We start from the raw sequence: 24497 nt of genomic DNA on the forward strand, positions 1-24497 counted from the left end.
AAGTCTATTGATGATACTGAACAATTTATTTTACTATTTTTTGTTAACTTCAAGGCACAAAATGTTATTCAATAACTTTTAAGGAAAGTTATTATCATCAATATTAAAAATCATTAAGGTATGGGCAAAAAAAGTGTTTAATTATTTATTAAAGTGTCTTGCTTTATTTTTATGTGCAGCAGTGTTAATCGCTATCACTACGGGATTTATCTTTCTTGATATTTTGGTGTTTGATAATGGTATTTCTGAAACATCGGTAACTGAATTAGGTCAAGAGATTATTGTCGCGATTATCTGCTTATTCTTTTTTGTTAAAGCGTGCCAAGAAAGTGAACAACGGGGGGGCGTTCACGCTTATTATGGGCTTTTTCTTGTGTATTTTAATTCGTGAGTTAGACGGTGTATTTGATCAGATTGCACATGGTTCTTGGGTTTGGTTTGCGCTAACGGTGGCGTTTATTTGTATTGCAGTTGCAATTAGAGAAGGTAAGAGAACGTTAAAAGGTTTAATTCACTTTATTACTCATCCGAGCCATGGAATGTTAGTCGCGGGTCTATTATGTATTTTACTGTTTTCTCGTTTATTGGGATGGGAATACTTTGGCATAAATTATTAGGCGAAGATTATAACCGTGCTGTTAAAAATATGGTGGAAGAGGGCAGTGAATTATTTGGTTATACGCTCTGTTTAGCGAGTGTTATTTGGTATGGTTTTTCTGCTAAAGATCATGTTATTCCTACTGCGATTGAAAATAAAATATCAATCATAAAAAGCAGTAAAATAATCAATAAAAGCGCTAGTAAATATAATTTTATCAGCGCTTTTTTCTTCAATTTAAAATTGAACGTTAATAAAGGTATTTCTATTGTTGATCTTGTGTAATAACAGCATGAGGACCAAAACATTCATAATGAAGTTTTTCACTATGAATACCTAATTCAATAAGTTGCTTAGCAATAGATTGCATAAAAGGCAATGGACCACAAAAATAGAAATGCATATCAGGAATAACTAACCAATCTTCCACTTGGTTTAATGTCATTAAGCCTTCGAATTGATAATCTGTATTTTGCACGTCTTCAGAACGTGGTGTGCGATACCATATTGCTTGTTGATAGTGCGAAAGTTGATTGCCGATTTGATTAACTTCATCTTTAAACGCATGAACACCACCATGTTCAGCCGCATGTAACCAATTAATATTAGCTTGATGAGCTGAAAGTGTGTGTAACATAGATAGCATTGGCGTTAAACCCACTCCAGCTGAAATTAAGGTGACTGGTGTGGTTGGTGATACATCTAAATAAAAATCTCCCCCTGGTGCTGCGACTTGTAAAGTATCACCTTCTTGAACATGGTTATGAAGAAAATTGGATAAAATGCCTTGATCTTCGCGTTTTACTGCGATGCGATAGGTTTTATTATTTGAAGATTGAGTTAATGAATATTGACGTATTTCTTGGTTTTCAAGATGTTCATTACGGATATAAAGACTTAAATATTGCCCTGCTTGATAAGCAGTCACAGGAAGTCCATCTTCGGGCTCTAATTCAAAACTGGTAATAACATCACTTTGTTTTACTTTATGTTTAACTTTAAAGTTTCGTAGTCCTCTCCAACCTCCGTTTGCTTGTTCTTTTTGTTGATAAATTTGCTCTTCGCGTTTGATAAAGACATCAGCCAATACTTGATAAGCCGCACCCCAAGCGTCGAGTACTTCTTGTCCAGGACTAAACATCTCATCAATTGTGGCTAATAAATTTTCACCAACGATGGGATAGTGTTCAGGAAGAATATTTAAACTGGCGTGTTTTTGTGCGATTTTTTCAACAGCAGGCAAAATGGTGGCTAAGTTTTCAATGTTCATTGCATAAGCACATATCGCATTAAATAAGGCTTCACGTTGCGCACCACTGCTTTGATGACTCATCGTGAAAATGTCTTTTAACTCTGGATGGCGAGAAAACATTCGCTCATAAAAATGGGCAGTTAATGCAGGACCTGTTCTAGCAATGAGGGGAATTGTTGATTTAATTGTCGTGATAGTTTGTGCATCTAACATAATTGCTCCTGAAAAATTTTCAGTTTATTGTGAATTTTTATAAATTGCATTTTATATGCAACTTATCTCTTTTTTGATTATTTTGTAAATCTCTGTTTTTTATTTTTTTAACAAAAAATCTCAATTCTTAGAGAATGATGTGGGGGTTTGCAAAATAAGACGAGATGTGCCTCAAAAAGAGGAATAAGCGCAGGATAAAATGAGGTTGTTAAAAAGTAATAATGTACTGTTATAATTGGATGGCAAACGATTGCGTATTTTTTCATTAAGGGGTATCTCAATGAAGAAAAAAGAGTTTACACTGTATGGCATTCTTTCTCCCAAATGGGAGTTTGTCTTTAGTGAAGTTAGCTGAGTCAGGAGATGTGAATGTTAAAACGTGAAATGAATATTGCTGATTACGATCCAGAATTATGGAATGCAATGGAAGGTGAAGTGACTCGTCAAGAAGAGCACATCGAACTTATTGCTTCTGAAAATTATACCAGCCCTCGTGTTATGCAGGCGCAGGGATCTCAGCTGACAAATAAATATGCTGAAGGCTATCCGGGTAAACGTTACTACGGTGGTTGTGAGTATGTGGATGTTGTAGAGCAACTGGCTATCGATCGTGCAAAAGCATTATTTGGTGCAGATTATGCTAACGTACAGCCTCACTCAGGCTCTCAAGCGAATGCCGCTGTCTATATGGCATTATTAAAACCAGGTGATACTGTTTTAGGTATGAACCTAGCGCAAGGCGGCCACTTAACTCATGGTTCACCCGTTAACTTCTCGGGTAAACTGTATAATATCGTACCTTATGGTATTGATGAATCAGGTAAAATCGATTACGAAGATATCGCTGTTCAAGCTAAAAAACATCAACCAAAAATGATCATTGGTGGGTTCTCTGCTTATTCTGGTCTGGTTGATTGGGCTAAAATGCGTGAAATTGCAGACAGCATTGGTGCATTCTTATTTGTTGATATGGCACACGTAGCAGGTATGGTTGCTGCGGGTGTTTATCCTAACCCTGTTCCTCATGCGCATGTTGTTACAACAACAACCCACAAAACTTTAGCAGGTCCACGTGGTGGTCTTATTCTTGCTAAAGGTGGTGATGAAGAGTTTTATAAAAAACTGAACTCTGCTGTATTCCCAGGCTCTCAAGGTGGCCCTTTAATGCATGTTATTGCAGGTAAAGCGGTTGCATTAAAAGAAGCGATGGAACCAGAATTTAAAGTTTATCAGCAACAAGTTGCTAAAAACTCGAAAGCAATGGTAGAAGTTTTCTTAGATCGCGGTTATAAAGTAGTATCTGGCGGAACTGAAAACCACCTGTTTTTATTAGATTTAGTTGATAAAGATATTACAGGTAAAGACGCAGATGCTGCACTGGGTCGTGCAAATATCACTGTTAACAAAAACAGTGTACCAAATGATCCACGTAGCCCATTTGTAACTTCTGGTGTTCGTATTGGTTCTCCAGCAATTACACGTCGTGGTTTTAAAGAAGCGGAAGCTCGTGAATTAGCCGGTTGGATGTGTGATGTCCTTGATAATATCAATGATGAAGCGAACATTGAGAAAGTGAAACAAAAAGTCTTGGATATCTGCGCTAAATTTCCAGTTTACGCATAAGTTTGTAACGATATAATAAAACCCGTTGTACAAGCCCGCTTCGAGAACTTGTTCTTGGCGGGTTTTTTTGCATCTTAAAAATGGGGGATTGGATGGTTATTCCATCAACATTGTGGCTTGCCTTAGATTATTTTACCTATTTCTTTTCATACGGTATCTTTTTGCCTTTTTGGTCCATATGGCTAAAAGGAGAGGGTGTCGATCCTGCAATGATAGGTCTATTATTGGGTGTAGGTTTAACCGCACGTTTTGTTGGTAGCCTAATTTTAACGCCTGCGGTAAAGGATCCATCAAAACTTATCACTGCATTGAGATTATTCGCTTTTCTTTCATTACTTTTTACTGTTGCATTTATGATGGGGAGTCATTGGGCATGGTTATTCTTTGTGATGACCGGGTTTAACGTTTTCTTTTCACCAATGGTGCCTTTAGGGGATTCTCTAGCCGGAACGTGGCAAAAGCAGTTTCCTTTTGATTATGGAAAAATCCGAGTTTGGGGCTCAATCGCTTTTATTATTAGCTCATCATTGTTAGGCATTTTAATTGATGCGTTTGGACATCCCATTATTCTTTATGGATTGATTGCCAGTACATTTGCACTATTCCTGACATCTATGCTACGCCCTAAAGTTATGCCACAGGGTAAAGTGAAAAAAGCAGAACACAATAATGTGTCCTTTATAAAACTCATTTCAGATGGTCCCGTTTGGCGTTTTCTGCTATGTGTCTCTTTATTGCAAGGTGCACACGCAGCTTATTATGGCTTTAGTGCACTTTATTGGGAAAAAGCGGGATATGATACCGCAACAATTGGCTATCTTTGGTCATTAGGTGTGGTTTCAGAAGTGGTTGTTTTTATGCTGAGCCATCGTTTATTCCGCCGTTGGAGTGCAAGAAATCTACTCTTACTTTCTGCTTTTGCTGGACTGTTGCGTTGGGGATTAATGGGAAGTTTTACCGCATTACCTGCGCTTATTATTGTTCAGATATTACATAGTGGTACATTTACAGTGTGCCATTTAGCTGCGATGCGTTTTATTAGTGCACGTCAAGAGCACGAAATTATTCGTCTACAAGCAGTGTATTCAGCATTAGCGATGGGCGGCAGTATTGCGATCATGACCATTGTCTCTGGTTGGTTGTATGAAAAACTACCTAATCAAGAATCATTGATCTTCTGGTTAATGGCCGCATTAACGATCCCTGCTATGTTTATCAGACCCAAAGTACAGCCTCAAAATACCTAATTTTTTATTTCATAAAAATTAAGATCTGTAATATCCCTTGATATTGCAGATCTTTTTTTTTCTCCTTTAAAAGCGCATTTTTTGATCAAGTGAATCATTGATTATCATAAATATTAGGGGTAAATTTAATTCATTCAAATGAATGAATGTTAAAAGGTACTATTATGAATAATAAATTGGAGATCCCAGCGAGTTTTTCTTTACAAGAAAGAGACAGACGCTGGCAGTTAGCTCGAGATATTATGAAAGATAATCAGCTAGATACATTGATTGTCTATGGTGATAGAGAATCTGCCGCACCCGCACCATTTTGTATTGATCACTATTTTACAAATGATCGACTCGGGGCGGTCGTTATTTTTCATGAAGATAAAAAACCACTTATCGTTACTTTTGCACCAATGATGATCGCTGATCATATGCAAGCAAAACTACGCGGTGATTTGCAGTGGATTGATGAAGATAATCTTGTTGTAGGAAAAACAGGGCGTAATATTGCCCGATTGTTGAAAGAAATGGGAGTGCAACAAAATGCACATATTGGTGTGATTGGTTTAGAGCCTTATCCTCCATTCTACTTTGATGGTGCAATGCCATTTAATACTCTAAACGGTATTAAAGATGCATTTCCTTATGCTAAATTTAGTTGTGTTTATCGTGATTTCTTTAAACGCGCATCGATCAAAAGTGAAGAAGAACTGGCTCACATAAGATATGCGGCAACCATTGGTGAAGCAATGAGTGAAGCTATGCGCGTGACAACCAGACCAGGAGCGACAGAAGCCGATCTTGCTGCTGCTATTACTGCGACGTGTTTATCCAGAGGTGGGTTTACGGCTGAAATTCTCATGGGTTCAGGTTCTGAATACATCGGTTGGGGGCCTCCAGCTTGGCAATATCGTTCACAAGCCCCTCGTGAAATTCAAATGGGGGATATTGTGTTATCAGAAATCTTCGCTTTATATGGCATGTATGAAACACAACACCAAGCTGCCGTTGCCGTGGGTAAAATTCATGAGAATTTAGAAAAAGCCGCTTTGGTTGCTCGTGAATGTTATCAAATAGGTGTTGAACATTTAAAGGCGGGTGTTACTTTTGGTGAAGTCGTTGATTTAATGGAAAAACCATTATTAAAATCAGGAGGATGGCATGTACATCCACTTATCCATAGCATTAATCCTTACGGGCCTATTGGCTTTGGTACTGCTCCGGGTATTGAATCATTGCCATTGGCTAGTCGTTATAAACAAATTGAACGATTACCAAATCCGGGACGAGAAATTGTATTACAAGAAGGGATGACATTTGCATTTGAACCTAACTGTGGCTTCGGTCATCATTTATGTAACTTAGGTGGTACGGTTGTCGTTGGTAAAAGTAATGGGATTGAGTTAAATTCAAACTCAACACAATTAATGCGGGCTGATTTATAAGCCTAATAATAAATAGTTAATAAATAATGAAAAACACCAGTAAAACTGTGATAAGTACAGAACAGACTCAAGAAAAGTTAGTACAAGAAGGTATTAAGCTTTTTGCATTACACGGAATAAGTGGGTTGAGAACGAGACAACTTGCGCAGGATGCTGGTGTTAATCAATCAGCAATTCCTTATCATTTTGGTGGGAAACTGGGGGTTTATACCGCAGTAATTCAATATATTGCGACAGAATTAGCGTCAGAAATTCATTTTGACCAATTTGATAATAAGCTTCAGTCTCTATTAAAAGAAAATAAGTTAGATCGGGGATCACTTGCCTCACTGATTTCATTATTAGTCTCAAGATTAACACAAGCTTTATTAGCACCAGAGCGTCATTATTACAGTCAGTTGATTTTACGTGAGCAATTGGAGCCTACTGAAAATTATGAGTTAATTTACCGTAATTTTATTGAGCCTTTTCATTTACGGCTATCCCATCTGATTAAATTAATCGATAAAAATAGTAAGGCATTAACTACAACTATCCGTGCTCATGCGATCATTGGGCAAATACTTGGGTTTGTGATCGCGAAAAAAGCATTTTTATTTCGTATTGATAAACAAGAAATAACACCACAATTATTAGAGAATATCACACACGAAATTAGCCAATTATCAGTGAGCGCACTATTCGCGATAGATGAGTAAGTAAAATAAAAAAGACCATAATATGATGGTCTTTTTCTTTTATATTTTAATTCGTATCAATAAAATTAACGTTTTAATGCATCTGTTAATTCGCTACGAATCTCAGCTAATAATGCTCTGACAACACGAGGGTTACCAGCAACAATATTACCTGTTTGTAGGTAACCGTGGTTACCTGTAAAGTCAGAAACGATAGCACCTGCTTCACGAGCGATTAATTCGCCACCTAAGAAATCCCAAGGTTTTAAGCCAATCTCAAAGAAACCATCAACACGACCTGCAGCAACATAAGCTAAATCTAATGCTGCTGAACCTGTGCGACGGAAATCAGCACAAGGTACAAACAGTTTACCTAACATGTTCATGTAAGCGGCTGAATGTTGTTTACTTTTAAATGGAAAACCGGTCGCAAGAACAGCACCATCTAAATCGCGAGCGTTAGAGCCACGTAGACGATAACCATTTAATTGTGCGCCTTGGCCACGAACGGCTGAGAATAATTCGTTACGCATAGGATCGTAAACAACAGCAACTTCAGTACGACCTTTAATGCGTACAGCAATAGAAACAGAGAAGTGTGGAAGACGTTTAATGAAGTTAGTGGTGCCATCAAGTGGATCAATAACCCATTGTATATCGTGATCTTCACCGAGTAACTCGCCACTTTCTTCCGTAATAATGGTGTGTTTTGGATAAGATTTACGGATGATTTCAATGATTATTTTTTCTGCGTCACGGTCAACGTTAGTGACAAAATCATTGGTACCTTTCTGATTAGTCTCTACAGATTCAGGATTTTCGTAATTTTTGGCGATTAAATTACCAGCCTTACGTGCGGCACGTATGGCAATATTCAGCATCGGATGCATGGTTATCTTCCACAAGATGTTAAAGAACGAGGATAAAAAACGTGCCAGAGTATAACAGGCATTCGTGTTTCTGGCTACAATTGTGATAAAATAGATAGATCACAAAGCAATTAACAAGAAATCAATGTTAGAAAATATTCGCATCATCCTTGTAGAAACCTCGCATACAGGCAATATGGGCTCTGCAGCTCGAGCTATGAAAACCATGGGATTAACCAATCTTTATTTTGTTAACCCAAAAGAAAAACCCGATTCACATTCTATTGCGCTATCAGCAGGTGCAAGTGATGTTATTGGCAATGCTCATATTGTTAATAGTATCGATGAAGCGATTGAAGGCTGTGGTTTAGTCATAGGAACAAGTGCCCGTAGTCGTACACTTTCTTGGCCAATGCTGGCGCCTCGTGAATGTGGTGAGCGTTGTGTTATGGAAGCTAAAAATAAGCCTGTTGCTGTTATTTTTGGTCGTGAACGCACAGGTTTAACTAATGAAGAATTACAAAAATGTGATTTTCATTTGTATGTTCCGACTAATCCAGAATATGGCTCTTTAAATTTAGCGATGGCAGTTCAGCTTGTTAGTTATGAAATTCGTATGGCAGCACTTGCCCAAGAAGAAAAACAAGAGGAAAATAACCCATCAGAGATTGATTATCCACCAGCAGATGATATAGAACGTTTTTATGTTCATTTAGAACAGGTGCTTAATGAATCTGGCTTTATTCGCCCTAAACATCCGGGGCAAGTAATGAGCCGTTTACGCCGTCTATTTACGCGTGCGCGACCAGAAACACAAGAGCTTCATATCTTACGTGGTATCCTGACGTCAGTTGAGAAATGGGCTAAGAAATAGAGGGCAAAGTTGATTAACTTTAGTCAACTTTCGGCTGAGTATAATACTTGACTAAAACACTCGGATAAATAGTTGACTAAATTACTCGGGAATGACACAATTTGATTATTGTTCACCACGGAGTATTTGTTATGAGACTGACATCAAAAGGGCGTTACGCAGTTACTGCAATGCTTGATGTTGCATTGCATTCACAGCAAGGCCCTGTCCCCCTCGCTGATATTTCAGAGCGTCAAGGGATTTCCCTTTCTTATCTTGAGCAGCTTTTTTCACGTTTGCGCAAAAACGAATTAGTCGCAAGTGTTCGTGGTCCTGGTGGTGGCTATTTATTAGGTCGTGACGCAGGGCAAATTTTTGTTGCTCAAGTTATTTCTGCGGTTGATGAATCTGTCGATGCTACCCGTTGTCAGGGTAACAAAGAAGGTTGTCAAGGTGGCGATCGTTGCCTGACTCATACTTTGTGGCGTGATTTAAGTGATCGTATAACCAGTTTCCTAAGCAGTATCAGCCTTGAAGAGTTAGTAAATAACGAAGAGGTTATGGATGTCGCCGATCGTCAAGACAATGAAAAACGCCATGCTATCAATGGTCGTTTACAAGAAACCATTGTTAATATGCGAGTTTAACGGCGATCTCTAGGTAGACAAAAACAAAATTATTAAAGAAGATCCGTCGTCTTTGGAGTTAGTGAGCAATGAAATTACCCATTTATCTAGATTATTCAGCAACCACTCCTGTTGATCCACGAGTTGCTGAAAAAATGATGCAATGCCTGACTATTGATGGCATTTTTGGTAACCCAGCCTCTCGTTCACACCGTTTTGGTTGGCAAGCAGAAGAAGCTATTGATATTGCACGTAATCAGATTGCTGATTTAATTGGTGCAGATCCCCGTGAAATTGTATTCACATCAGGCGCAACTGAAGCTGATAACCTCGCACTAAAAGGTGTTGCTAACTTTTACCAGAAAAAAGGTAAGCACATCATCACTTCGAAAACTGAACATAAAGCCATTTTAGACACTTGTCGTCAACTTGAGCGTGAAGGCTTTGAAGTCACTTATTTAGCACCAAAACATGATGGTCTGATTGACCTGAAAGAGCTTGAAGAAGCGATGCGTGAAGACACTATTTTAGTTTCTATTATGCATGTAAATAACGAAATTGGTGTTGTTCAAGATATTGCAGCTATCGGTGAATTATGCCGTAGCAAAGGTATTATTTACCATGTAGACGCCACCCAAAGCGTGGGTAAATTACCGATTGATCTTTCTAAGTTAAAAGTTGATTTACTTTCTCTTTCTGCGCATAAAGTTTACGGTCCTATGGGGATTGGTGCACTTTATGTTCGTCGTAAGCCACGCATTCGTTTAGAAGCACAAATGCATGGTGGTGGACATGAGCGTGGTATGCGTTCAGGTACATTAGCCGTTCACCAAATTGTAGGTATGGGTGAAGCTTACCGTATTTTGAAAGAAGAAATGGCTGATGAAACAAAACGTTTAAACGAATTACGTTTACGTTTATGGAATGGCATTAAAGATATCGAAGAAGTTTATATCAACGGTTCTTTAGAACACACCGCGCCAAATATTCTTAATGTGAGTTTCAACTATGTTGAAGGCGAATCATTAATGATGGCACTGAAAGATCTTGCTGTATCCTCAGGTTCTGCCTGTACTTCAGCAAGTTTAGAACCTTCTTATGTACTGCGTGCTTTAGGTTTAACAGATGAACTTGCACACAGTTCTATTCGCTTCTCTCTGGGACGTTTCACCACAGAAGAAGAAATAGATTATGCAATTGAACAAATCCACAGTGCAATTGGTCGCTTACGTGATCTTTCACCACTTTGGGAAATGCATAAACAAGGTGTTGATATCAACAGTATCGAATGGTCTCACCATTAATCAGACGTTTTCAGGAGTTAAATCATGGCTTATAGCGATAAAGTAATTGATCATTATGAAAACCCTCGTAATGTGGGATCATTTGATAATAATGACCCTACTGTGGGGAGTGGTATGGTTGGCGCACCAGCTTGTGGTGACGTTATGAAACTGCAAATCAAAGTTGACGATAATGGCGTAATTGAAGATGCGCGTTTTAAAACTTATGGTTGTGGTTCAGCAATTGCATCGAGTTCACTGGTAACAGAATGGATGAAAGGCAAAACATTAGATGAAGCCGAATCTATTAAAAACACAGCAATTGCAGAAGAATTGGAATTACCACCAGTGAAAATTCACTGTTCAATTCTTGCAGAAGATGCAATAAAAGCAGCGATTGCAGACTATAAAAGCAAACGCCAAGGCAAATAATTGTCTTTTATAATAAAAAAATAAAATATTGGCGGATGCTGAAACTTTTTTTCGGTATCCGCTTTCGTTCTTTATGAGTGAGGTGTGCCATGTCAATTTCCCTTACAGAATCCGCCGCTAATCGTGTTCGCTCTTTCCTATCTAACCGCGGAAAAGGTGAAGGTTTACGGTTAGGCGTAAGAACATCGGGTTGTTCTGGAATGGCTTATGTTCTTGAGTTTGCTGATGTCATCAATGACGAAGATACTGTTTTTGAAGACAAAGGTGTGAAAGTTATCGTTGATGGTAAAAGCATGGTCTATTTAGATGGAACGGAGCTTGATTTCGTCAAAGAAGGATTAAACGAAGGCTTCAAATTTAACAACCCAAATGTATCGAATGAGTGTGGTTGTGGTGAAAGCTTCACTGTGTAATTAGTATTAAAACGCAGTATTAACGTTAATTAATCCAAGAGTAGATGTATGGACTATTTCACACTATTAGGCATGCCTAATCGTTTTGATATTGATAAACAGCAACTTGCTACACGTTATCAAGATTTGCAGCGTCAATATCACCCCGATCGTTTTGCAGGTCAGTCTGAAAAAGAACAGGCTCAAGCAATCTCACTTGCTTCAACCATCAATCAGGCTTACCAAACCTTAAAGAATCCACTCTCAAGAGCTGAATATATGCTCTCATTACAAGGTATCGATATTGCTAATGAGCAACAAACGATGCACGATACTGTTTTTTTAATGGAGCAACTCACATTACGTGAAGAGCTGGATAACATTGAACACAGTGCTGAAGCTGAAAGTTTGTTAGCTGATTTTTCTGAGCGTTTAGAAAAAATGTATCTAGTACGCCATGATGAAATGGTCAAAACGCTAGATAATCAAACTTGGGATATTGCTGCAGATAATGTGAGAAAATTACGTTTTCTCGCAAAATTAAAAGAGCAAGTAGAGCAACTTGAAGAACGCTTGTTTGATGGTTTTTAAGGGAAATAGTTATGTCATTATTACAAATTAGTGAACCAGGTCAAACACCCGCACCGCATCAGCGCCGACGTGCAGCGGGGATTGATTTAGGTACGACACACTCATTAGTTGCCACTGTGCGTAGTGGGCAAGCCGAAGCGCTTTCTGACAGCGAAGGTCGCTATTTATTGCCATCTGTCGTGCAGTATCAAGTTGATAATATCAACGTTGGCTGGAATGCTAAAAAAGAAGCAGAAAAAGATCCTGCTAACACGATAAGCTCAATTAAAAGAATGGTGGGTCGATCACTGAGTGATGTGACAAGCCGTTATCCAAACCTTCCTTATCATTTTCATGAAATGAAAATGGTTTACCGCTGATCAAAACCGCTGCGGGTATTGTTGATCCTATTCAAGTCTCTTCTGATATTTTAAAAACATTGGCTGAGCGTGCAACACAATCATTAGGTGGAGAACTTGATGGTGTTGTTGTTACTGTACCTGCTTATTTTGATGATGCTCAACGCCAAGGTACAAAAGAAGCGGCTCGTCGTGCTGGTTTGCATGTTTTACGTTTATTAAACGAACCAACAGCAGCGGCTATTGCTTATGGTCTTGATTCAGGAAAAGAAGGTATCATCGTTGTTTATGATTTAGGTGGTGGTACTTTTGATATCTCAGTTCTTCGTTTAACTAAAGGGGTTTTTGAAGTTTTAGCGACTGGCGGTGATACTGCGTTAGGTGGCGATGATTTTGATATGATGCTGGCAGATTGGATAAGAGAACGCGCCGGTTTTGGATATCAAAAAGATGCTGTATTACAACGTCAACTACTGGATATTGCATCAGAAACCAAAATTGCATTGAGTGATAATGATGTTGCGGATATCAACATTAATGGATGGAAAGGTGAGATCACGCGTGCTGAGTTCGAATCATTAATTCAATCATTAGTGAAGCGAACACTATTATCTGTTCGTCGCGCATTAAAAGATGCGGATGTTGAAATAGATGAAGTTTTAGAAGTGGTTATGGTTGGCGGTTCAACGCGTGTGCCATTAGTTCGTCAAATGGTGGGTGATTATTTTAAACGTGAACCTTTAACCTCTATCGATCCAGACAAAGTGGTTGCTATTGGCGCTTCAATCCAAGCTGATATTTTGGTGGGTAATAAACCAGATAGTGAAATGCTATTGTTGGATGTTATTCCACTTTCTCTTGGTCTTGAAACAATGGGCGGATTAGTTGAAAAAGTAATCCCTCGCAATACCACTATTCCTGTTGCTAGAGCGCAAGAATTTACGACATTTAAAGATGGTCAAACGGCAATGAGTGTTCACGTTGTTCAAGGTGAACGTGAAATGGTCGGCGATTGTCGCTCTCTTGCTCGTTTTACACTGCGTGGAATTCCACCAATGGCTGCGGGTGGCGCACATATCCGTGTCACATTCCAAGTTGATGCTGATGGCTTACTTAGTGTCAGTGCGATGGAAAAATCAACGGGTGTTGAAGCTTCCGTACAGGTCAAACCTTCTTATGGTCTTAGCGATACTGAAATCGCTAAGATGATCCAATCTTCGATGGAAAATGCCCAAGAAGATTTACAAGCTCGTCGTTTAGCCGAGCAAAAAGTCGAAGCAGCTCGCGTGTTAGAAAGTTTAACTGCAGCATTAGAAGAAGATGCTCATCTGTTAAATGAAGATGAGAAAATGGCTATCGACAAAGTTGTAGATACCTTAATAGAGAGCGTTGAAGGAACAGATCCTGTTGCTATTGAAAACGCGATTAAACTACTGGATAAGCAAACTCAGGATTTTGCAGCGCGTCGTATGGATTCATCTATTCGACAAGCGTTGGCAGGTCATTCTGTGGATGAGATATAACTATGCCTAAAATTGTATTTTTACCCCATAGCACGCTGTGCCCTGAAGGGGCTGTTGTTGACGCGACAGAAGGTGAGTCTATTCTAGATGTTGCATTACGCAATGGCATTGAGATTGAACATGCTTGTGAAATGTCTTGTGCATGTACAACGTGCCATTGTGTCGTGCGTGAAGGTTTTGATTCTCTAGAAGAGAGCTCTGAGCTTGAAGACGATATGTTAGATAAAGCATGGGGTTTAGAGCCAGAAAGTCGCTTAAGTTGCCAAGCAAAAGTGACTGACGAAGATTTAGTTGTTGAGATCCCTAAATATTCGATTAATCACGCAAGAGAGCATTAATTTTAGGAGCCAAGCATGAAATGGAGTGATACGCGTGAAATAGGGGAAGCGTTATTTGACCTTTACCCTGACACTGATCCTAAAACAGTACGCTTTACTGATATGCATCAGTGGATTTGTGATTTAGACGATTTTGATGATGATCCACAAAAATCAAATGAAAAAATTCTTGAGGCTATTTTACTTGTTTGGCTTGATGAATTTGAATAAGTGATAACATCGTAAATTTAAGAGACTGGCTTACCGCCAGTCTTTTTGCATTATGACCTTTCATATTTTACTTTATCAGTGATTTAAAAATAACCATAAAGGGTGACGTCTAGAGATTTTATTGTGCGACCTTCTTCGAGGAATATTATGTAAATACAAAAGATCACGGGATGTTAATGGTGACCTCTTGGTTTTTGCAGTAAATTGATCACGCGAAACGGTAAATATCTGGTAGTCTGAGTAGGTTAACTGCCATCAGTAATAATAAGTGAGACAATAAATGAATAAACAAATTATGCCTATCATGCTGTCAAATGAACCTGCTGCTGCATGTTGGGGAGAAAAAGCACTAATTAGCACTAGCGACACCGGCATGACAATCCACTTAACGGAAGAAAACCGTTTAGGCGCTATTCAGCGTGGTGGACGTAAAGTTGATGGTCAAGGAGTTCGTAATGTTGCACTTGTTGGTGACGGCTGGGATTTAGAACGTAGCTGGGCTTTCTGGTTAGGTTTTAGAGCACCTAAAGGCGCTCGCTCAATCGAATGGCCACAATTAAAGGATGCAGATAAACACGAATTAGAATCACGTATTCGCATCGTTGATTGGGTTAGAGATACTATCAATACACCCGCTGAAGAATTAGGGCCTGAGCAACTTGCACAACGTACGGTTGATCTTTTCTGTGGTCTTGATAAAGAAGATATTAGCTATAAGATCACCAAAGGTACTGATCTGCGCGATCAAAACTATGCTGGTATCTATACCGTAGGACGAGGTTCTTCTCGTGATCCTGTCTACTTATCGTTAGATTTTAATCCAACAAAAGATAGTAATGCTCCTGTATTTGCTTGTTTAGTTGGTAAAGGTATTACTTTTGACTCAGGTGGTTATAGCATCAAACCTTCGTCATCTATGAATTCAATGAAAGCGGATATGGGGGGGGCAGCAACATTAGCAGGCGCTTTAGCATTAGCGATTACTCGTGGTTTAAATAAACGCGTAAAACTACTGCTTTGTATCGCAGATAATATGGTTAGCGGCAATGCCTTCAAATTAGGTGATATCATTCGTTACCGTAATGGCAAGTCAGTTGAAATCATGAATACAGATGCTGAAGGTCGTTTAGTTTTAGCGGATGGTTTAATTGATGCAAGCAATATTGCACCTGAACTGATTATCGATGCAGCAACATTAACGGGTGCTGCTAAAGTTGCAGTAGGTAATGATTATCACTCTGTATTGAGCTTTGATGATAAATTAGCCGCAGAGCTACTAACTAGTGCTGAACAAGAAAATGAATTGTTCTGGCGTCTACCATTAGCGGATTTCCATCGTAGCCAATTACCTTCTAGCTTTGCTGATTTAAATAATATTGCAGCACCTTCCCATACTGCGGGGGCAAGTACTGCGGCTGCATTCTTATCGCACTTTGTCACTGACTACAAAAAAGGTTGGGTACATATCGACTGTTCAGCAACGTACAGAAAATCTTCTGTAGAACAATGGGCGGCAGGTGCTACGGGTTACGGTGTGCGTTCTATCGCGAATCTGTTATTAGCAAAAGCAAAATAATAAACGTTATTTGATTTGGAGTTTGTCATGGGTGTATCTGAACAATTTGAGACACAAGAAATTGTTTCTGTTGAAGGTTCTTCTCTAACGTTAAGCGTTCTTGAGCCACAACCTGAAAAATTAACAACCGCACTTAGCGAGTTTTTTGGTGAACATAAACCGATCCGCCGTGCCTTTATTGTTAATGCTCAGGAACAAGATAATGAAGAGTCATTTTATCTTGTTGGTTTAGAAATAACGGGTGAAGAAGATGTGATTGCACAGATACTCCCACAAGCTGCTGAATCGGCATTTGAATATTTAGAAGAAGGACAATCTCTGGATTTTTGCTTTGTAAATAAAGATGAAAAAGGTGTGGCTCATTTTATGATCCACCACGTATCACCATTTTATCAACGCAAACTTGGGGGATTCTTAAGAAAAGGGATCCCGATAGTGAATTTGGATTATTAGTTCAGCCCTCTAAATTTAGGCGGTATCTCATCAGATATCGCTTTTTTTTATCCTATAATAGAAAATTGACTCAATTAGCAAATCGTTTGCATTTTTATATAACGTTTTGTTTTAGATAGGCTTTATTTTTAAAATAAAAATAAGGCGACTTCGTGTCGTAATTGATTTCGTTTTACGCGATAAAAAATGGCTTATCGAGTTATTTTTTATCTTATTAGAATAGAGAAATACATATATTATCTCTGCCTGCATAAAACATCGCATTATTCAGGGGTTGAATTAAAGGAAATGGATATGAACCAAAACCAATTTAGACAATATACGGAAAAGAGAGGCTATCGTTGGCGCTCTCTGGCGGTTGTATTGGCATCAGCATTGGCTCTTACAGGCTGTGATGATAAAGCGGATGAAAATACATCATCTGCGGATAAGACACAAAATACACAAGTGACAGAGCAAAAAGGGGCTGCTCAGCGCACATCAGATACAGCAACTCAAACAAGCGAAAAATCAGCAGTTACAACAAAAACAAATAACGAAACTGCACTAAAAAGCAAAGAAGTTCGTGATGCGTTGGCAATGCGTTTTGCTGGAAAAGAAGTCACCGTATTAGATGCGTCAGAATTACAGCGTGATGGTGCAAGCACAATGGTTGTGACGTTCTCTGTACCACTTGATCCTGACCAAAATTTTGATGATGTTATTCACCTTGTTGATACCAAAAAAGGGAAATTAGAAGGTGCGTGGGAGTTATCTGACAATTTAATGGAATTGCGTTTCCGTCATTTACCACCATCAACAGAATTAAATTTAACGATTGATGAAAAAATAAAAGGTATTAATGAACGTACATTAACGACACCTTTTAGCCAAAAATTAACAACAGAAGAAATTTTCCCATCTGTTGGTTTCACCAGTAAAGGATCGTTACTGCCACTTGAAGCTGCTGAAGGCTTACCGATTACTGCATTAAACGTGGAACAAGTTGATGTAAATTTTTTCCGTGTTAAAGATGAGCAATTAGCTCAATTCCTAACACAATGGGAAAGCCGTTCCAATATTAACTATTGGGAATCAGATGAATTTTTATCTCAGGCTGATCTGGTTTATACCGGTCGCTTTGAATTAAATACAGAAACGAATACCCGTGAAAACGTATTGTTACCGCTGAAATCAATAGATGCCCTGAAAAAAGAGGGGGCTTACATTGCGGTTATGCAACAAGCAGGTAAATACTCTTATACAGTACCTGCAACGGTATTTACATTTAGTGATATCGGACTGTCAATGCACAGCTATCTTGATACATTAGATATCTTTACCCAATCACTTAAAAATGGTTCTGCATTAGATAAAGTAGAAATTCGCCTATTAGATGAAAAAGGTGGCCTAATATCTAAAGCTCAAACAGATAGTCAAGGGCATGCCACTCTTGATAAAAGTGATAAAGCACGTTTATTAATGGCTATTCGTGATGGACAAACCAGTATGATTGACTTGCGTAAACCTGCGCTTGATCTTTCTGAATTTGATATTGGTGGTCCACAAGGTTATAGCAAACAATTTTTTTGTTTTCGGCCCTCGTGATCTTTATCGTCCTGGTGAAACATTAATCGTTAATGCATTGCTACGTGACGGTGATGGTAATCCCATTAAAGAACAACCTGTTAAAGTCGATCTACTGAAAACAGACGGGCAAGTTTCTCGTAGTTTTGTTTGGCAACCTGAAAAGGGTCTTTACCAATTAAAATTAGTTATTCCTGAAGATGAAAATACGGGTACGCGTACCTTACGTTTTGATGTAGGGGATGGTACTCCTCGTTTCTATGAGTTTCAGGTCGAAGATTTTATGCCAGAACGTATGGCATTAGACATTACGGGTAAGAAAGGAATTATATTAAGCGGTAATGACGCTTATTTTGATATTAAAGGTCGCTATCTTTATGGTGCTCCTGCTGCCGATAATCGCTTACAAGGGCAAATCTTCTTAAAAGCCTCTCGTGAAGCGGTCAGTAAATTACCCGGCTATGAATTTGGTGCTGTAAAAGATGAAAACTTCAGCCGTCTATTGGATGAGTTTGAACTTAATTTAGACGCTGATGGAGAGGGGGGAGTAAATGTTGATAGTGAACGCTATGAAGAGCTGAAATCACCGATCAACATTATTCTACAAGCAAGTTTACTTGAAGCAGGCGGACGTCCAGTAACGCGTCGCTATCAACAAGCTGTTTGGCCTGCGACTCATCTTGCGGGGATCCGTCCTGTCTTCCCTAAAAAAGAAGTCTACGATTACCGTGCAGACAAATATAAGTCAGGTTATAGCGTTGATGAAAACTCAATGGCTGAATTTGAAATTGTCTATACAGACCAAGACGGTAAAAAACTACCTGCTAATGATCTTAAAGTGAAGTTTATCTATGAACGTCATGATTATTACTGGCGTTGGTCTAGCTCGAATGGCTGGGAATCTGGCTATAACGAAAAAGATCTGCAAATGGATGAGCAAACAATCAATATTGCGAAAGATGGTACCGCAAAAGTGGCATTCCCTGTTGAGTGGGGCTCTTATCGTATTGAAGTTGTCGATCCTAAAACAGAATTAGTCAGTAGCCTACGTTTCTGGGCGGGTTATTCTTGGATGGATAACACGGGGGGATCCGGCGCGGTACGACCCGATCAAGTTAAATTGAAACTGGATAAAGAAGGATATTTACCAGGTGAAAAAGTTAAGTTAAATATTGTTGCGCCTCATCCAGGTAAAGGTTATGTATTACTGGAGTCAAGTAATGGGCCTTTATGGTGGCAGGAAATTGATGTGCCAGAAAAAGGGCTTGATGTTGAAGTGCCTATTAATAAAGAGTGGGCAAGACACGATCTCTATCTGACTTCTGTTGTGGTAAGGCCAGGAGATACTTCAAAACAAGCAACAGTAAAACGCGCTGTGGGTATTTTGCATTTACCATTACAGGATAAAAACCGTCGTATTGATATTTCACTTGACGCTCCTGAAAAAATTCGCCCTAACCAAGATTTAAAAATCCGCATTAAAGCGAATCCTGTTGCAGGTCAGCCATTACCTGAAAATATTAATGTGTTGATTTCTGCGGTTGATACTGGGGTATTGAATATCACAGAGTATAAAACCCCTGATCCTTACGATGCCTTCTTTGGTCGTAAACGTTACAGTGTCGACCAATATGATGTTTATGGACAATTAATTGAAGGGCAAGGGCGTTTAGCTAACTTACGCTTTGGTGGTGATGGTGGTGAGGCCGCTGCATTATCTCGTGGAGGGAAAAAACCATTAACTGATGTGCAAATCATCGCTCAACAAACGGCTCCCGTAGAATTAAATGCGCAAGGTGAAGGTGAAGTTTCTTTACCTATTCCTGAGTTTAATGGTGAAGTCCGTTTAATGGCTCAAGCTTGGACTGCGGATAAATTTGGTAGTCAAGAAGGTAAGGTTGTTATTGCTGCACCTTTAGTCACCCAGCTTTCATTACCTCGCTTTATGGCTGGTGGTGATAATGCACTTTTATCGTTGGATTTAACCAATCTGACAGATGATGCGCAATCTATCACCTTGAATTATACCGCTTCAGGTTTAGTTGGATTAAATGGCGCTGAAAGTAAAACTGTCTCGCTAGCGAAAGGTGAACGCACTCAAATTCAAATTCCAGTAAAAGCCAAACATGGTTTTGGTCAAGGTGAATTTTCACTGTCTATTTATGGTATAAAAGTACCCGGTGAAGAGATTAAACCTTACCACAACACATGGAATATAGGTGTTCGTCCTGCATTCCCGGCGGAAACACTTCATTATGCAAGTACATTGCAAGATGGTGACACTTGGCGCTTGCCATCAGAAAGTTTAAGCCGCTTTAATAACTCAACGCTTGAAGGTGAATTATTACTGACAAGCCGTCCTCCGTTACAAGTGGCGCGTTATGTTAGAGAGCTATTTGCTTACCCTTATGGTTGCTTAGAACAAACAGTTAGTGGTCTTTATCCTTCACTGTATTCAACAGAAAAAGAGCTGAAACAGTTGGGAATTAAAACGCAAACTGACGCTGATAGAAAAGCGGCTATTGATAAAGGTATTGCTCATCTGCTAACGATGCAAAAATCAGAAGGTGGATTTTCTTTATGGGATCAAGGGGGGCGTGAAGAATATTGGTTAACCGCTTATGCGACTGACTTCTTATTCCGTGCTTCACAACAAGGTTATTCAGTTCCCGCAGATTCATTAAAACGTGCGAATGATCGTTTATTACGTTATTTACAAGATAAAAATTTAGTTAACTATGAATATGCAGTTAATCAAGATGCGGCACGTTTCTCAGCAAGGGCTTATGCTGCATTAGTCCTAGCGAATCAGCAAAAAGCACCTTTAGGTGAATTACGTCGCCTCTATCTTGAGCGTAATCAAGCAGGAAGTGGATTAGCGTTAGTCCAGTTAGGTATCGCGTTAAAACTGATGGGTGATAGTAGTCGTGCTGAAAGCTTGATTGCTGAAGGGGTGACAACAACACGAAAATATAATTATGGATTAGGTGACTATGGTAGCACCATTCGTGACCAAGCATTAATTATTGCATTGTTAAGTGAAAATAACCTTGAAACACAATCTCGTGATGCAAGCGTGATGACACTATCTGATAACTTAACGAGCCGTGAATGGTTCTCAACCCAAGAAAGTAACTCGTTATACCTTGCTGGGCGCTTCTTTATTAATATGGCAGAACAGCCTTGGGAAGTTGCTGTTAATCGTCAAGTCCCTGCAATCAGTAGCGATCGTGCAGTCAATGAGACATTAACAGCCGCACAATTACAAGAAGGGTTAGAGCTAAATAATCGTGGTGGTGCGGCGATTTATTCTCGTATGAATATCGTGGGCTATCCGAAAGTTGCTCCAGCTCCTTATAGTAATGTACTAAATGTTCATCGTAGCTATTATGATTTGAAAGGAAATCGCGTCCATCCTAATCGCTTACAAAGTGGTGAAATGCTGGTGGTTAAACTGGAAGTTTCTGCGGATAGAGACGTACCTGATGCATTAGTTGTTGATTTATTACCCGCGGGTCTTGAAATCGAAAATCAAAACTTAGCATCAAGTAGTGCAAGCTTAAGTGATAGTGCGGCAGACTTGCAGGAATTTATCGACGATATGGGACAAGCAAATATCAAACATCTCGAATATCGTGATGATCGCTTTGTTGCCGCTATCTCTGTTGATAAATATCGTCCAACGACATTGCTCTACTTAGCAAGAGCGGTCACACCGGGTAGTTATCAAGTGCCACCACCACAAGTTGAATCTATGTATGTGCCTTATTGGCGTGCAATAGGTTCAACAGAAACCAAGATTGATGTTGTTCCTTAAATCTTGTAGCCCTTTCTTCGGAAAGGGCTTTTTCCTTTGAGTGATTGAATGAAACTAGGATATAAACGGCTTATTGCTGTTATCATTATTTTTTTGTTAGCAACGCCTATTTTAATCTGGGCTGCAGATAAAATTTGGCCACTCCCTGATCCTGAACCTCAAATCGCGACTATTGTTACAGCGCAAGATGGCACACCTCTTTGGCGCTTTGCCGATAAAGAAGGGGTGTGGCGTTATCATGTCAAACTTGCAGATGTTTCTCCTGAATATTTACAGGCTTTAATTACTTATGAAGATCGCTGGTTTTATCAACATCCTGGTGTTAATCCGATGGCGATATTACGTGCGGCTTGGCAAGATCTAAGTTCAGGGAGGATCGTCTCAGGCGGAAGCACGTTATCAATGCAAGTAGCTCGTCTTATTGACCCTCATTCTCGAACTTTAGGGGGCAAAATCAAACAGCTTTGGCGCACCTTGCAGTTAGAGTGGTATTACTCAAAAGATGAAATCTTAGAGATTTACCTCAATAGAGCACCCTTTGGCGGTACGTTAGAAGGTATTGGTGCAGCAAGTTGGGCTTATTTAGGCAAATCACCTGCTGATTTATCTGCTGGTGAGGCGACATTAATGGCAGTATTACCACAAGCGCCAAGCCGTTTACGCCCAGATAGATACCCTGAACGAGCTCAAGCAGCCAGAGATAAAGTATTAGATAGGCTGGCAGAGTATCTAATATGGCCACAAGAAAAAGTTGATGAAATCAAAGAAGAGCAGATTTTATTAGCACCAAGGCAAACACCGCAATTAGCACCATTGCTGGCTCGTCGTATGTATAACGAAAAGCGAGAACCTGTTATTACAACAACGATTGATATTAATATTCAACGACAACTCGAAGATATTGCGAATCAATGGAAGTATCAATTAGCGGATAAAACATCCTTAGCCATCCTAGTTGTTGATCATACAGATATGAGTGTGAAGGGGTATGTCGGTTCTGCCGATTTTAATGACAATTCGCGCTTTGGTCATGTCGATATGATCAGTGCATGGCGCTCGCCAGGATCAACATTAAAGCCATTTATTTATGCACTTGCATTAGATGAAGGGCTTATTCATGCAGAATCACTGTTACAAGATGTTCCTCGTCGTTTTGATAATTATCGTCCTGGTAATTTTGATTCTGATTTTAATGGTGCGGTCAGTGCCAGTGAAGCATTAAGCCGATCTTTAAATTTGCCAGCGGTACAACTTATTGAAGTGTATGGTGCAAAGAAATTTGCAGCAAAATTACGTCATAACCATCTTGAAATGCGCTTTCCTTATGGCTCAGAGCCAAATTTAGCGTTGATCTTAGGTGGAACAGCAACACGAATGGATGAGCTTGTTTCCGCCTTTAGTGCATTAGCAAGGCAAGGTAAAACAGCACCGTTACGTTTTAAGCCGGAACAAATAATAGAAAACCGAGTGTTGATGTCACAAGGATCCGCATGGATTATTAGACGCATATTAGCCGGAGAAGCCAGACCTCGCCCAGATAGTGCTATTTCACCCGTTGTTCCTTTGGCTTGGAAAACAGGGACAAGTTATGGTTATCGGGATGCGTGGTCTATTGGTGTGAATGCTCGCTATACTATTGGTGTTTGGGTGGGCAGACCTGATGGAACACCTGTTGCAGGGCAATTTGGCTTTGCGACTGCGGTCCCTATTATGAATCAGGTTAATAACTTATTAACAGGCTATTTCTATCAAAATAAACAAAGACCACCGACAGATTTACGTCCTAATAGTGTAACAGCTGCAACAATTTGTTGGCCGACAGGTAAAGCATTACCTAAAGAAGATAGTAATTGTAGAGTCAGTCGCCGAAGCTGGATTTTAGATAACACCATTCCGCCAACTTTATTAAATGACAATCAAGAAGGTATTTTGGGGATCAACGAAAAAATTTGGTTAGATAATCAAGGTAAGCGTACTGGACCTAATTGCCCTAATGCAGAGTTAAAAGATATTGCTTTATGGCCGATAGCATTAGAAGCATGGTTGCCTGAAAAAGAGCGCAGATCAAAACGACTGCCGCCGATTTCTGAAACTTGCCCGCCCATTAAAGAAGATATCATTCCTTTGTTTATCTCGGGCATCCGTACGGACGATTTATTAAGGCCATTACCTGGTGAAACCAATCTCGAAATAACCGTTTCCACGCAAGGTGGAAGTGGGATGCAATGGTGGTTTTTAAATGGTGAGCAAATAGGTAAAACAGAAAACGGAGAAACATTCTCTTATTTATTAGAAAAACGAGGTAAATATCAACTTTCAGTACTTGATTTAAGCGGTCAAACGGATATGGTTAATTTTATATTTCGTTAAACTAACGCGATGAAATAAACGAGAACTGAGTAAAATAGGTTCTTTTTAATAAAGATAAAGAGGCGATTTATTGAGCCTTATCTCGGTTCTTTTTTGTTCCTGTTTTCAAAGTTTGAACATGGAAAACGTCAAAAATGTGATTAGATCGATAAATTTATAACTTTTTTGCCACAGTTTTTTAAAAAAAAAGGATATTCAATCTGTGCAATTCATTTTT

The 24497-nt window shown here is 39.3% G+C and carries 17 protein-coding genes and 3 pseudogenes; 18 read left to right on the forward strand and 2 right to left on the reverse strand.

What is annotated here, in order from left to right:
- Positions 1 to 133: 133 nt before the first annotated feature.
- Positions 134 to 751 (forward strand): annotated as a pseudogene (locus BHE89_RS10910) (hypothetical protein); the annotation flags it as partial.
- 112 nt (positions 752 to 863) lie between these two features.
- Here the strand turns inward: BHE89_RS10910 and hmpA are convergent.
- Entirely contained in the window at positions 864 to 2063 is a 1200-nt protein-coding gene (gene hmpA, locus BHE89_RS10915; protein ID WP_069367842.1) for an NO-inducible flavohemoprotein, read from the reverse strand.
- Positions 2064 to 2432: 369 nt separating this feature from the next.
- Here hmpA and glyA point away from each other — a divergent pair, with 369 nt between their 5' ends.
- From glyA to BHE89_RS10935, 4 genes are all read left to right on the forward strand, one after another.
- Entirely contained in the window at positions 2433 to 3686 is a 1254-nt protein-coding gene (gene glyA, locus BHE89_RS10920) for a serine hydroxymethyltransferase (RefSeq protein WP_069367843.1), read from the forward strand.
- Between the two features lie 92 nt (positions 3687 to 3778).
- On the forward strand, positions 3779 to 4933 hold the full coding sequence (locus BHE89_RS10925) for a 3-phenylpropionate MFS transporter (protein WP_069367844.1): 1155 nt from the start codon (positions 3779 to 3781) through the stop codon (positions 4931 to 4933).
- A gap of 164 nt (positions 4934 to 5097) precedes the next feature.
- Entirely contained in the window at positions 5098 to 6366 is a 1269-nt protein-coding gene (locus BHE89_RS10930; protein WP_069368028.1) for a M24 family metallopeptidase, read from the forward strand.
- A 26-nt stretch (positions 6367 to 6392) separates the two neighbouring features.
- Positions 6393 to 7064: a CerR family C-terminal domain-containing protein gene (locus BHE89_RS10935; RefSeq protein WP_069367845.1), complete on the forward strand. Its 672-nt coding sequence runs from the start codon at positions 6393 to 6395 to the stop codon at positions 7062 to 7064.
- Between the two features lie 65 nt (positions 7065 to 7129).
- Here the strand turns inward: BHE89_RS10935 and suhB are convergent, their stop codons facing one another.
- Positions 7130 to 7933: an inositol-1-monophosphatase gene (suhB, locus tag BHE89_RS10940; RefSeq protein ID WP_069367846.1), complete on the reverse strand. Its 804-nt coding sequence runs from the start codon at positions 7931 to 7933 to the stop codon at positions 7130 to 7132.
- A 124-nt stretch (positions 7934 to 8057) separates the two neighbouring features.
- Here suhB and trmJ point away from each other — a divergent pair, with 124 nt between their 5' ends.
- The 13 genes and pseudogenes from trmJ (at position 8058) to pbpC (ending at position 24280) form a co-directional block, all read left to right on the forward strand.
- Complete coding sequence (gene trmJ / locus BHE89_RS10945) at positions 8058 to 8786, forward strand: tRNA (cytosine(32)/uridine(32)-2'-O)-methyltransferase TrmJ (RefSeq protein WP_069367847.1); 729 nt, start codon at positions 8058 to 8060, stop codon at positions 8784 to 8786.
- A gap of 131 nt (positions 8787 to 8917) precedes the next feature.
- Positions 8918 to 9412 (forward strand): Fe-S cluster assembly transcriptional regulator IscR, encoded by a 495-nt coding sequence (iscR, locus tag BHE89_RS10950; protein WP_006533450.1) that lies wholly within the window; start codon positions 8918 to 8920, stop codon positions 9410 to 9412.
- 68 nt (positions 9413 to 9480) lie between these two features.
- A complete protein-coding gene (locus BHE89_RS10955) occupies positions 9481 to 10695 on the forward strand; it encodes an IscS subfamily cysteine desulfurase (protein WP_069367848.1) in 1215 nt (404 codons plus the stop codon).
- A 24-nt stretch (positions 10696 to 10719) separates the two neighbouring features.
- On the forward strand, positions 10720 to 11106 hold the full coding sequence (gene iscU, locus BHE89_RS10960; protein ID WP_023581622.1) for a Fe-S cluster assembly scaffold IscU: 387 nt from the start codon (positions 10720 to 10722) through the stop codon (positions 11104 to 11106).
- A gap of 89 nt (positions 11107 to 11195) precedes the next feature.
- On the forward strand, positions 11196 to 11519 hold the full coding sequence (gene iscA, locus BHE89_RS10965) for an iron-sulfur cluster assembly protein IscA (protein WP_006533446.1): 324 nt from the start codon (positions 11196 to 11198) through the stop codon (positions 11517 to 11519).
- Between the two features lie 48 nt (positions 11520 to 11567).
- Positions 11568 to 12089, forward strand: coding sequence for a co-chaperone HscB (gene hscB, locus BHE89_RS10970; protein WP_069367849.1), 522 nt, complete (start codon positions 11568 to 11570; stop codon positions 12087 to 12089).
- 11 nt (positions 12090 to 12100) lie between these two features.
- A pseudogene (gene hscA, locus BHE89_RS10975) lies at positions 12101 to 13950 on the forward strand (Fe-S protein assembly chaperone HscA).
- A gap of 2 nt (positions 13951 to 13952) precedes the next feature.
- Entirely contained in the window at positions 13953 to 14288 is a 336-nt protein-coding gene (gene fdx, locus BHE89_RS10980; protein ID WP_006533442.1) for an ISC system 2Fe-2S type ferredoxin, read from the forward strand.
- A 15-nt stretch (positions 14289 to 14303) separates the two neighbouring features.
- Positions 14304 to 14498 carry a Fe-S cluster assembly protein IscX gene (iscX, locus tag BHE89_RS10985; RefSeq protein ID WP_023581625.1) on the forward strand — a complete coding sequence of 65 codons (195 nt, stop codon included), beginning with the start codon at positions 14304 to 14306 and terminating at the stop codon, positions 14496 to 14498.
- Between the two features lie 280 nt (positions 14499 to 14778).
- Complete coding sequence (pepB, locus tag BHE89_RS10990) at positions 14779 to 16074, forward strand: aminopeptidase PepB (RefSeq protein ID WP_069367851.1); 1296 nt, start codon at positions 14779 to 14781, stop codon at positions 16072 to 16074.
- Between the two features lie 27 nt (positions 16075 to 16101).
- Positions 16102 to 16527, forward strand: coding sequence for an enhanced serine sensitivity protein SseB C-terminal domain-containing protein (locus BHE89_RS10995; RefSeq protein WP_069367852.1), 426 nt, complete (start codon positions 16102 to 16104; stop codon positions 16525 to 16527).
- A gap of 294 nt (positions 16528 to 16821) precedes the next feature.
- A pseudogene (locus BHE89_RS11000) lies at positions 16822 to 21910 on the forward strand (alpha-2-macroglobulin family protein).
- A 48-nt stretch (positions 21911 to 21958) separates the two neighbouring features.
- On the forward strand, positions 21959 to 24280 hold the full coding sequence (pbpC, locus tag BHE89_RS11005) for a peptidoglycan glycosyltransferase PbpC (protein ID WP_069367854.1): 2322 nt from the start codon (positions 21959 to 21961) through the stop codon (positions 24278 to 24280).
- Positions 24281 to 24497 lie beyond the last annotated feature (217 nt).

The sequence above is a fragment of the Shigella sp. FC1967 genome (assembly GCF_001743005.1).
Lineage (GTDB): Bacteria > Pseudomonadota > Gammaproteobacteria > Enterobacterales > Enterobacteriaceae > Proteus.

Bases quoted from the DNA above. Each gene is read 5' to 3' on its own strand.
- hscB (WP_069367849.1), top strand. From the start codon at position 11,568: ATGGACTATTTCACACTATTAGGCATGCCTAATCGTTTTGATATTGAT.
- BHE89_RS10935 (WP_069367845.1), top strand. From the start codon at position 6,393: ATGAAAAACACCAGTAAAACTGTGATAAGTACAGAACAGACTCAAGAA.
- glyA (WP_069367843.1), top strand. From the start codon at position 2,433: ATGTTAAAACGTGAAATGAATATTGCTGATTACGATCCAGAATTATGG.
- BHE89_RS10955 (WP_069367848.1), top strand. From the start codon at position 9,481: ATGAAATTACCCATTTATCTAGATTATTCAGCAACCACTCCTGTTGAT.
- BHE89_RS10930 (WP_069368028.1), top strand. From the start codon at position 5,098: ATGAATAATAAATTGGAGATCCCAGCGAGTTTTTCTTTACAAGAAAGA.
- hmpA (WP_069367842.1), bottom strand. From the start codon at position 2,063: ATGTTAGATGCACAAACTATCACGACAATTAAATCAACAATTCCCCTC.
- BHE89_RS10995 (WP_069367852.1), top strand. From the start codon at position 16,102: ATGGGTGTATCTGAACAATTTGAGACACAAGAAATTGTTTCTGTTGAA.
- iscX (WP_023581625.1), top strand. From the start codon at position 14,304: ATGAAATGGAGTGATACGCGTGAAATAGGGGAAGCGTTATTTGACCTT.
- iscU (WP_023581622.1), top strand. From the start codon at position 10,720: ATGGCTTATAGCGATAAAGTAATTGATCATTATGAAAACCCTCGTAAT.
- trmJ (WP_069367847.1), top strand. From the start codon at position 8,058: ATGTTAGAAAATATTCGCATCATCCTTGTAGAAACCTCGCATACAGGC.
- pbpC (WP_069367854.1), top strand. From the start codon at position 21,959: ATGAAACTAGGATATAAACGGCTTATTGCTGTTATCATTATTTTTTTG.
- iscA (WP_006533446.1), top strand. From the start codon at position 11,196: ATGTCAATTTCCCTTACAGAATCCGCCGCTAATCGTGTTCGCTCTTTC.
- BHE89_RS10925 (WP_069367844.1), top strand. From the start codon at position 3,779: ATGGTTATTCCATCAACATTGTGGCTTGCCTTAGATTATTTTACCTAT.
- iscR (WP_006533450.1), top strand. From the start codon at position 8,918: ATGAGACTGACATCAAAAGGGCGTTACGCAGTTACTGCAATGCTTGAT.
- fdx (WP_006533442.1), top strand. From the start codon at position 13,953: ATGCCTAAAATTGTATTTTTACCCCATAGCACGCTGTGCCCTGAAGGG.
- pepB (WP_069367851.1), top strand. From the start codon at position 14,779: ATGAATAAACAAATTATGCCTATCATGCTGTCAAATGAACCTGCTGCT.
- suhB (WP_069367846.1), bottom strand. From the start codon at position 7,933: ATGCATCCGATGCTGAATATTGCCATACGTGCCGCACGTAAGGCTGGT.